Annotated in this window: 3 protein-coding genes, 1 tRNA gene and 1 pseudogene; 4 read left to right on the top strand and 1 reads right to left on the bottom strand. The window is 68.3% G+C overall.

Translation table 11 applies throughout. The features are described 5' to 3' along the window. The first annotated feature begins 166 nt into the window (after positions 1-166). Positions 167-829, top strand: coding sequence for a DegT/DnrJ/EryC1/StrS family aminotransferase (locus IE325_RS40245; RefSeq protein ID WP_190075150.1), 663 nt, complete (start codon positions 167-169; stop codon positions 827-829). 76 nt (positions 830-905) lie between these two features. Beyond that, positions 906-981: transfer RNA gene (locus IE325_RS40240), tRNA-Thr, on the top strand. A 58-nt stretch (positions 982-1,039) separates the two neighbouring features. On the opposite strand, the gene IE325_RS40235 is transcribed toward IE325_RS40240, so the two are convergent. Next, complete coding sequence (locus tag IE325_RS40235; RefSeq protein WP_190075141.1) at positions 1,040-3,784, bottom strand: SpoIIE family protein phosphatase; 2,745 nt, start codon at positions 3,782-3,784, stop codon at positions 1,040-1,042. 381 nt (positions 3,785-4,165) lie between these two features. On the opposite strand from IE325_RS40235, the gene IE325_RS40230 reads away from it, so the two are divergent. Both IE325_RS40230 and IE325_RS40225 read left to right on the top strand, forming a co-directional pair. After that, complete coding sequence (locus IE325_RS40230) at positions 4,166-9,652, top strand: HAMP domain-containing protein (protein ID WP_190075140.1); 5,487 nt, start codon at positions 4,166-4,168, stop codon at positions 9,650-9,652. Between the two features lie 253 nt (positions 9,653-9,905). Further along, positions 9,906-10,040 (top strand): annotated as a pseudogene (locus IE325_RS40225) (response regulator); the annotation flags it as partial. Positions 10,041-10,043 lie beyond the last annotated feature (3 nt).

Here is a 10,043-nt window from a genome sequence, read left to right as displayed (position 1 = left end):
GCGCCGATGGTACTGCAGGGGGGACCCTGTGGGAGAGTAGGACGCCGCCGAACTCCTTTTAACGGGTGGGACCCGGAACTTCGGTTCTGGGTCCCACCCTTTTTTGTTGTGTGTCACCTGACGTTCACGTTCCGCAACCAACATCACCCACATGGGTACTGCTGCAATGCTCAGGGCTGCCGGCGTCGGAGTCGGTGATGAGGTTGTCGTACCGGCCTTCGGGAACGTTGAAGTCGCCGAGGCCGTGGTCCTGGCCGGCGCGCTGCCGGTGTTCGCCGACATAGATCCGGTGACGTACTGCCTGGACGCCGCTGCGGTCGAGGCTGTTGTCACCCAGCGCACGGCGGCCGTTGTGGCCGTACACCGATTTGGCCGGTCGGCCGATATCGCGCGGTTGCACGAGGTCGGGCAGCGGTATGGGCTGCTGGTGCTGGAGCAGGGGGAGTCCGAGGCTCCGTATGACGAGATCGCCCAGCGCAGGGAGCGGGCCTCGTATCTGGATGCGAAGCTGAAGGGTGTGTACACGCCCGATGGCGGCGATGGGCACACCTATCAGCAGTACGTTGTGCGGGTGCCGGGGAATGGGCGGCCGGATCGGGATGCCTTTGCTCGGGCCGTGCGGGCCAAGGGAGTTGATTGCCGGGTGCCGGTGAAGACGCCTGTGCATCGACTGCCTGAGTACCGGCGTTGTGTGTCGCTGCCGGAGACCGAGCGGGCCGCTGACGAAACGTTGGCTCTGCCGGTTGATGCCTCGCTGACGAAGCGGGACATGCAGCGGATCGTGTCTGCCTGCAACGCGCTCGGAGGACTGCTTCAGCCCGCCTTCTGAGCGAGTTTGGGAGCACGGGTGTGTTCAGGGTACGATCTATTTCGTTGCCGCGAGGGAAACTTCGCAAAGGCGGCAGGCCCCTATAGCTCAGTCGGTAGAGCGTCTCCATGGTAAGGAGAAGGTCAACGGTTCGATTCCGTTTGGGGGCTCCACGAAGAAAGGCCCCGCCCGATTGGGCGGGGCCTTTCTCATGCCCTGCTCTCTGTCCCCTCAGTCCTTGTGGATGCCCGGCACGCGCATCGCCAGGATCGCCATGTCGTCGGACGGGGCGTCGGAGGCGAAGCGTTCGACCGCGCGCATGATGCGGGCCGCAACCGCGCCCGCCGTCAGGCCGGTGCAGGTGGTGAGGACGTCGGTGAGGCCGTCGTCGCCCAGCATGCGGCTGCCTTCGCGGCGTTCGGTGACACCGTCAGTGACGCAGAGCAGGACGTCGCCCGGGTCGAGGGTGACCGTCTGCTCGTAGAGCTCCAGGTCGTCCATGACACCGAGCAGTGGCTGGGGTTCGGCGGCCGGCTCGACTGTGCCGTCCTGGCGGAGGCGCAGGGGGAGCGGGTGGCCGGCGCAGACCACCTTCAGCTCGGCGCTGCCGTCTTCCTGCGGCCTCAACTCGCCGTACAGGAGCGTCAGGAAGCGGCTGCGGGCGCCCTCGTCGAGGATCGCGGAGTTGAGGCGCTCCAGGACCGCCGGGCCGCTGAGGCCCTCGCGGGCGAGGAGCCGGAGGGCGTGCCGGGCGAGGCCTGTGACGGCCGCCGCGTTGGGGCCCGTACCGCAGACATCGCCGATGGCGAAGCCGTAGGCGCCGTCGCTGATCGGGAAGAGGTCGTAGAAGTCGCCGCCGACCTCGTTGCCCTCGCCGGCCGCGCGGTAGATGACCTCGACCTCGACGCCGCCGATCTCGGGGAGCTCGGGCGGCAGGAGGCTGCGCTGGAGGGACTGGCTGATGGCGGTGCGCTCTGAGTAGAGGCGGGCGTTGTCGAGGGCCAGGGCGGCCCTTCGCGAGAGGTCCTCGGCCAGTTCCAGGATTTCCTGGCGGAAGTGTTCGTCCGTCGGCTTGCCCAGGGTGAGCATGCCGATCACGCGGTTGCGGGCCACCAGGGGCAGGACGACGGTCTCGCCGCCCACCGCGGACGCCGTGGCCAGGGTGGGGCCGATGCCCGCGCTGATGCGGCCGATCGGTTCGCCCAGGCCGAGGCTGCGCATGGATGTGCGCAGGGCCGCCTGGTGGGCCGATTCGGCGGGGGCCGACCAGACGCGGGCGCCGGGGGTGGGTACCGGGTCCGGCGGGGGGATCTTCGACAGCAACGACTTAATGCCGTCGATCAATTCCTCGTCCTCGTGCAGGACGTACGACAGATACGGCTCCGAGGCCTGGTCGGCGATCGTGTAGACCGCGCACCAAGTGGCCAGGGTCGGGACGGTCATCTGGGCCATCAGGGCCAGGGTCTGGTCGCGGTCCAGGGTGCCGGCGAGGAGATCGGACGCTTCGACGAGGAAGCTGAGGGAGCCTCGGCGCAGGCGTTCGAGTTCGCCGAGACGGGCCGATTCCACCGCCAGCGCGATGCGGTCGGCGGCGAACTGGAGGCGCAGCGCCTCTTCGTTGGAGTATCGGTTCGGGGCCTCGGCGGCGACGCCGAGGGAGCCGGTGAGGCGGCCCTCGACCTTCAGGGGGACCGTGACGACCGAGCGCATGCCGGTGCCCCGCAGCAGGGGTACGGCGCCCGGGACCATGGTGAGGTCCTCGTGGACCGCCGGCATGCGGGCCGAGCCGTAGCGGCCGGGGCCCGCTTCGACGGGCACGCGCGCGAAGCGCTGGCGGGCGGAGGGCAGGCCGGTGGAGGCGCGGACCTCCAGCTCGGTCTCGTCATCGGTCGCGAGGAGCAGGAAGGCGGAGTCGCCGTCGAGCATGTCGCGGGCGCGTTCCACGGTGCGCTGGAGGAGGCCGTCGAGGTCGTCCGGGGCGGGGGAGCCGATGAACACCTCGAAGGGGTCGGTGCTCTGGGCCTCGGAGGAGGTGTCGGACGCGGGGACGCGCAACGGGGTCTGCAGGACGGCGCGTTCGTGGTCGCGGACCAGGAGGCAGACCGTGGAGGGCTCGCCGTCCGTGTCGCGGACGCGGAGGTGTGAGGCGTACACCGGGGTGACGCGGCCGTTGGCGCCCCTTATGCCGTAGCTGCCCTCCCAGCGCGAGAGTCGGAGGGCCTCCGCGATGCCGGTGCTGGTGCCCGGGGTGTGCGGCCAGGCCGCGAGGTCGGTCAGGGGCTTGCCGGTGACCTGCTCGGCCGCGTAGCCGAAGAGTTCCTCGGCGTCCTCGTTCCACGACGAGATGGCGCCCGTACGGTCGATCTGGACCACCGCGACGCGGACGCGGCCGTCGGCGAGCGGGAGGAGGTCCGAGGGCAGCGAGGGGCCTGCCGCGCGGGTGCCCACCGGGCGCTCGGGGAGGTCGAGTTGGAACCAGACCTGCTTGTGCGTGGGGGTGTACTCGACGCCCCAGCGGCCGGCCAGGGCCGCGCAGAGCTGGAGTCCGCGGCCGCCCTCGCGGTCGGGGCTGCCCATGTTGACGGGTGAGCCCTGGAGGGGGATCTCGCGCTCCGGATACCGGTCGGCCACCTCGATCCGCACACCTTCGTCACTGCGCAGACACAGAACGTCCGCAGAGGTTCCGGCGTGCACGACGGCATTGGTCACCAGTTCACTGGTGAGGACTACGGCGTCGTCGACGATGTCGGCGAAACCCCAGCCCTGAAGAGTGTCTCGGACGAAGGAGCGGGCGCTCGCGACCGACCGTCCGACGGGATCGAAGCTGGCTGCCGCGCGCGCGGTGATCACTGAACTCCTCGTCCGGTTGTCGACGTGCAGGGCTCCCTTGCCGACCGGCTCACGCCGCTGGTGCGGCATGTGCGCGCCCGTCGGCCGGTCCGGGGATTGTCCCCCCGGGATCAGTCCGGTGGTCATGTCCGGCTGCCCCTCCGATGCCCGCTCGTGCTCCTCCTGTCACCGCCCAGGCCGGACGGGACCGGCGCGGCTGGACAGCCGCATGCAAGGTTACTTACCTTCGCCGTCCATGCGGATGCCGGTCTGCAGTGTTTCCGCCCGGAGGGTGTGCGGACGATGTGCGAAGCTGCCGAACTGTTATGGCCGGGTTCAGGCAGGGTGAAACACTGGGCAAGCTTCTTGTGAAGGTCCGGGCAGGCTGAGTGTCATTCGCGTACCGCGGGCAGCAGCACGTGGGTGCGGCCTGGTATATCCGGCAGGAATACCCGGCGGTAATGGGTACGCGGAGCACTAGAGAACCCGAGCACAGCAGTAACGGTCGACCCCTGCGGGAGGGACACAGTGGAGTCTGGCGCAGCGACGCGGGGCACTAAGACGCGCGCGAAAGGCGGACAGTCCCTGAGGAACGAGCGCAAGACGCGCGGTGGGACCACCTCGGTGGACACAGCTGCCCTGAACAGGCTGCTGACTGCCCTGGTGGCGATGCGCGACGGCAACTTCCGGAAGCGGCTCACCGTGTCCGGGGACGGCGTGATGTCGGAGATCGCCGCCGTCTTCAACGAGGTGGCCGACCGAAATCTCCACCTCACGGGTGAGCTGGCGCGCGTGCGGCGCATGGTCGGGCGTGAGGGAAAGCTCACGGAACGCCTGGAGACGGGCGCCTGTGAGGGCTCCTGGGCCGCCGCCGTGGACAACTCCAACGCGCTGGTCGACGACCTCGTACGGCCCGTCTCCGAGGTCGGCCGGGTGCTGACCGCGGTGGCCGAGGGTGATCTGTCGCCGCGTATGGAGCTGCGCACACAGGCGCAGGACGGGACCGGGCATCCGCTGCGGGGCGAGTTCCTCAAGGTCGGGCGGACTGTAAACAACCTTGTCGATCAGCTGTCCACGTTCACCGACGAGGTCACGCGTGTGGCCAGCGAGGTCGGCACCGAGGGCAAGCTCGGCGGGCAGGCACGCGTGCGTGGCATGTCGGGTTCGTGGAAGGACCTCACGGACTCCGTCAACACGATGGCGTACCGGCTGACGGCCCAGGTGCGGGACATCGCGCTGGTGACCACGGCGGTCGCCAAGGGCGATCTGTCGCGGAAGGTCACGGTCCACGTGGCCGGCGAGATGCTGGAGCTCAAGAACACCGTCAACACGATGGTGGACCAGCTGTCGTCCTTCTCCTCCGAGGTGACGCGAGTCGCGCGCGAGGTGGGCACCGAGGGCGAGCTCGGCGGGCAGGCGAAGGTGCCGGGTGTGGCCGGTGTGTGGAAGGACCTCACCGATTCGGTGAACCTTATGGCCGGCAACCTGACGGCGCAGGTGCGCGGTATCGCCCAGGTGACGACAGCCGTCGCCAACGGTGATCTGTCGCAGAAGGTGACCGTGTCGGCGCGGGGCGAGGTCGCGCAGCTCGCGGACACGATCAACCAGATGACCGAGACGCTGCGGATCTTCGCGGACGAGGTCACGCGCGTGGCCAACGAGGTCGGTGCCGAGGGGCGGCTGGGCGGTCAGGCGAATGTGCCGGGCGCGGCGGGGACGTGGAAGGACCTGACGGACTCCGTCAACACCGTGTTCCGGAATCTGACCATTCAGGTGCGGGACATCGCCGCCGTGACGACAGCGGTGGCCAACGGTGACCTGTCGCAGAAGGTCACGGTCGACGTGGCCGGCGAGATGCTGGAGCTGAAGAACACCGTCAACGGCATGGTCGACCAGCTGTCGTCGTTCGGTGCCGAGGTCACGCGGGTCGCGCGTGAGGTCGGTGTCGAGGGTGAGCTCGGCGGCCAGGCGCAGGTGCCCGGGGCGGCCGGTACATGGAAGGACCTCACGGACTCCGTCAACACGGCGTTCCGGAACCTCACCGGACAGGTGAGGAACATCGCCCAGGTCACCACGGCGGTGGCCAACGGTGACCTGTCGCAGAAGGTCACCGTGGACGTCTCCGGCGAGATGCTCCAGCTGAAGAACACCGTGAACACGATGGTGGACCAGCTGTCGTCGTTCGCCGACCAGGTGACGCGGATGGCGCGGGACGTGGGTACCGAGGGGCGCCTCGGCGGGCAGGCCGTCGTACCGGGTGTGGCCGGTACGTGGAAGGAGCTCACCGACTCCGTCAACGGAATGGCAGGAAACCTCACTGCCCAGGTTCGGAACATCGCGCAGGTCACGACCGCGGTGGCCCGAGGTGACCTGTCGCAGAAGATCGACGTCGACGCGCGCGGCGAGATCCTGGAGCTGAAGAACACCATCAACACGATGGTCGACCAGCTCTCCGGCTTCGCCGACCAGGTGACCCGGGTGGCCCGCGAGGTGGGTACCGAGGGCCGGCTGGGCGGTCAGGCGCAGGTGCCCGGTGTGGCCGGTGTGTGGCGCGACCTGACCGACTCCGTGAACGGAATGGCAGGAAACCTCACTGCCCAGGTTCGGAACATCGCGCAGGTCGCCACGGCGGTGGCCCGCGGTGACCTGTCGCAGAAGATCACCGTCGACGCGCGCGGTGAGATCCTGGAGCTGAAGAACACGCTGAACACGATGGTGGACCAGCTGTCGTCGTTCGCGGAGGAGGTCACCAGGGTCGCCCGTGAGGTGGGTACGGAGGGCCAGCTCGGCGGTCAGGCCGAGGTGCAGGGCGTCTCCGGCACCTGGAAGGACCTCACCCAGTCCGTGAACTTCATGGCGAACAACCTGACCATCCAGGTGCGCAACATCGCCGAGGTCACCACCGCGGTCGCCAAGGGCGATCTGTCCAAGAAGATCACCGTCGACGCCAAGGGCGAGATCCTCGAACTCGTCACGACCGTCAACACGATGGTCGACCAGCTGTCCAGCTTCGCCGAGCAGGTGACCCGGGTGGCCCGTGAGGTGGGCACCGAAGGCATTCTGGGCGGCCAGGCGCACGTACCCGGCGTCGTCGGCATCTGGAAGGACCTCAGCGACAACGTCAACCTGATGGCCAAGAACCTGACCATGCAGGTGCGCAACATCTCCCAGGTCGCGGCGGCCGTCGCCAACGGCGACCTGACGCGGACGGTGACGATCGAGGCGCGCGGTGAGGTGGCGCAGCTCGCCGACACCTTCAACACCATGGTGAAGACGCTGAGTTCGTTCGCAGACCAGGTCACCAAGGTGGCCCGCGAGGTGGGCACGGATGGGATCCTCGGTGGTCAGGCGCGGGTGCCGGGTGTGGCCGGTACGTGGAAGGACCTCACCGAGTCCGTGAACCAGATGGCGTCCAACCTGACCGGTCAGGTGCGCAACATCGCCCTGGTCACGACCGCGATCGCCAAGGGTGACCTGTCCAAGAAGATCGACATCGATGCCCGGGGCGAGATCCTCGAGCTCAAGACGACGATCAACACCATGGTCGACCAGCTGTCGTCCTTCGCCGAGGAGGTCACCCGAGTCGCCCGCGAGGTGGGCACGGAAGGACAGCTCGGCGGCCAGGCACGCGTGCGTGACGTCGACGGGACCTGGCGCGACCTCACCGAGTCCGTGAACGAAATGGCAGGAAACCTTACCCGGCAGGTGCGTGCCATCGCGCGCGTGGCCACCGCGGTGACCCGTGGCGACCTGAACCTGAAGATCGACGTCGACGCGTCCGGCGAGATCCAGGAACTCCAGGACTACATCAACAAGATGATCGCCAACCTGCGCGACACCACGATCGCCAACAAGGAGCAGGACTGGCTCAAGGGCAACCTCGCGCGGATCTCGGCGCTGATGCAGGGCCGCCGCGACCTGGCGGACGTGGCCTCGCTGATCATGAGCGAGCTGACGCCGGTGGTGACCGCGCAGCACGGCGCGTTCTTCGTCGCCATGCCGCTCCTCGACGGCAAGGACCTGGCCGCCGAGAACGACGACGCCTACGAGCTGCGGATGCTCGGGTCGTACGGCTACTCGATGGGTTCCATGCCGACGTCCTTCCGGCCCGGTGAGGCGCTCATCGGGACGGCCGCCGAGGAGAAGCGCACGATCCTGGTGGAGAACGCGCCCAGCGGCTATCTGAAGATCTCCTCGGGGCTCGGAGAGGCGCCTCCCGCGCAAGTGATCGTCCTTCCGGTGCTCTTCGAGGGGAAGGTGCTCGGCGTCATCGAGCTGGCCTCCTTCACCAACTTCACGCAGATCCAGAAGGACTTCCTCAACCAGATCGCCGAGATGATCGCGACCAGCGTCAACACCATCTCCGTCAACACCAAGACCGAGGTGCTGCTGAAGCAGTCGCAGGAGCTGACCGAGCAACTGCGTGAGCGCTCGGCCGAGTTGGAGAACCGGCAGAAGGCCCTCCAGGCGTCCAACGCCGAGCTGGAGGAGAAGGCCGAGCTGCTGGCCCAGCAGAACCGCGACATCGAGGTGAAGAACACCGAGATCGAGGAGGCGCGGCAGGTCCTGGAGGAGCGCGCCGAGCAACTGGCCGTCTCCATGCGCTACAAGAGCGAGTTCCTCGCCAACATGTCGCACGAGCTGCGTACGCCGCTCAACTCGCTGCTGATCCTGGCCAAGCTGCTCGCCGACAACGCCGAGGGCAACCTCTCGCCCAAGCAGGTCGAGTTCGCCGAGACCATCCACGGCGCCGGCTCCGACCTGCTCCAGTTGATCAACGACATCCTGGACCTGTCGAAGGTCGAGGCGGGCAAGATGGACGTCTCCCCGACGCGCATCGCGCTCGTCCAGCTCGTCGACTACGTGGAGGCCACCTTCCGCCCGCTGACCGCGGAGAAGGGCCTGGATCTGTCCGTACGGGTCTCGCCGGAGCTGCCGGCCACGCTGCACACCGACGAGCAGCGGCTGCTGCAGGTGCTGCGGAACCTGCTGTCCAACGCGGTGAAGTTCACCGACTCCGGCTCGGTCGAGCTGGTCATCCGGCCCGCCGGGATGGACGTACCGGTGCGGATCCGCGAGCAGCTGCTGGAGGCCGGGTCGCTGACGGAGGCGGACGCGCCGCTGATCGCCTTCTCCGTGACGGACACCGGCATCGGGATCGCGGCCAGCAAGATGCGCGTGATCTTCGAGGCGTTCAAGCAGGCGGACGGCACGACCAGCCGCAAGTACGGCGGTACGGGTCTCGGGCTGTCCATCTCGCGGGAGATCGCGCAGCTGCTCGGCGGTGAGATCCACGCGCAGAGCGAACCGGGACGCGGCTCGACGTTCACGCTGTATTTGCCGCTGCATCCCAGCGAACTGCCTCCGCACGGCTACCAGCAGCAGTTGCCGGCCCTCGACGCGGGCGACCTGGTGGCCTCCGCGGCCGATCTGGCGGAGCTGACGGAGATGGCCGAGGGCGCGATCGAGACGCCGGCCGAGGTGCGCTCGTACCGGGAGACCCAGAACGGCGCCGCCGCGCTCTTCAGGCGCCGCCGCCGGGCCGCTGGCGAGCTGGAGCAGCGTCCGGCGCAGCCTGAGCAGTGGTCGCCGGCGGCCGAGCCGGCAGCGGCACCGCAGTCACGCCGGGGCATCCGGTTCGGCGGCGAGAAGGTGCTGATCGTCGACGACGACATCCGTAACGTCTTCGCGCTGACCAGTGTCCTGGAGCAGCACGGTCTGTCGGTGCTGTACGCCGAGAACGGCCGTGAGGGCATCGAGGTCCTGGAGCAGCACGACGACGTGGCGGTCGTCCTGATGGACATCATGATGCCGGAGATGGACGGTTACGCGACGACGACGGCGATCCGCAGGATGCCGCAGTTCGCCGGGCTCCCGATCATCGCGCTGACCGCCAAGGCGATGAAGGGCGACCGGGAGAAGGCGATCGAGTCGGGTGCTTCCGATTACGTGACGAAGCCGGTCGATCCCGATCATCTCCTGGCGGTGATGGACCAGTGGATGAGGGAGCAGTGACGGCAGCCGACAGCATGCACACGGAGTCGCTGACTCAGTGTGCTCGAGGCCGTGTAGAACTGCGGGATTCGGGGAACCTTCTGGTCTCCTGCCGCGTTTCTGCTACGTGCACAGTGACATCGCGGTGACAGGGTGTGGCGACAGGCGGGGTGCGGCTACCATGACCGGCACGAGGGCGGGCGGCGTAAGGGAGTCGTCCCCTGGGGCGGAGCCCGGTGCACTGCCGGGGCGAGGAGGGCGGGCCATGGTGCAGGACGACGAGTCCGCCGACGCGGCCGCGGTGGCCACCGCGGCCCATCTCGAACGCAAACTGACGGGGTTGCGGCGCGCCCTGGACGCCCTGGAACCGGGCACCGGGAGCACTTCATCGGTGCCGTCGCAGAACTGACCT

Source organism: Streptomyces lanatus, assembly GCF_014655715.1.
In the GTDB taxonomy this organism is placed as follows: Bacteria; Actinomycetota; Actinomycetes; order Streptomycetales; family Streptomycetaceae; genus Streptomyces; species Streptomyces lanatus.
Note: the sequence above shows the minus strand (reverse complement) of the source record. Positions and strands in the feature narration are given on the sequence as shown.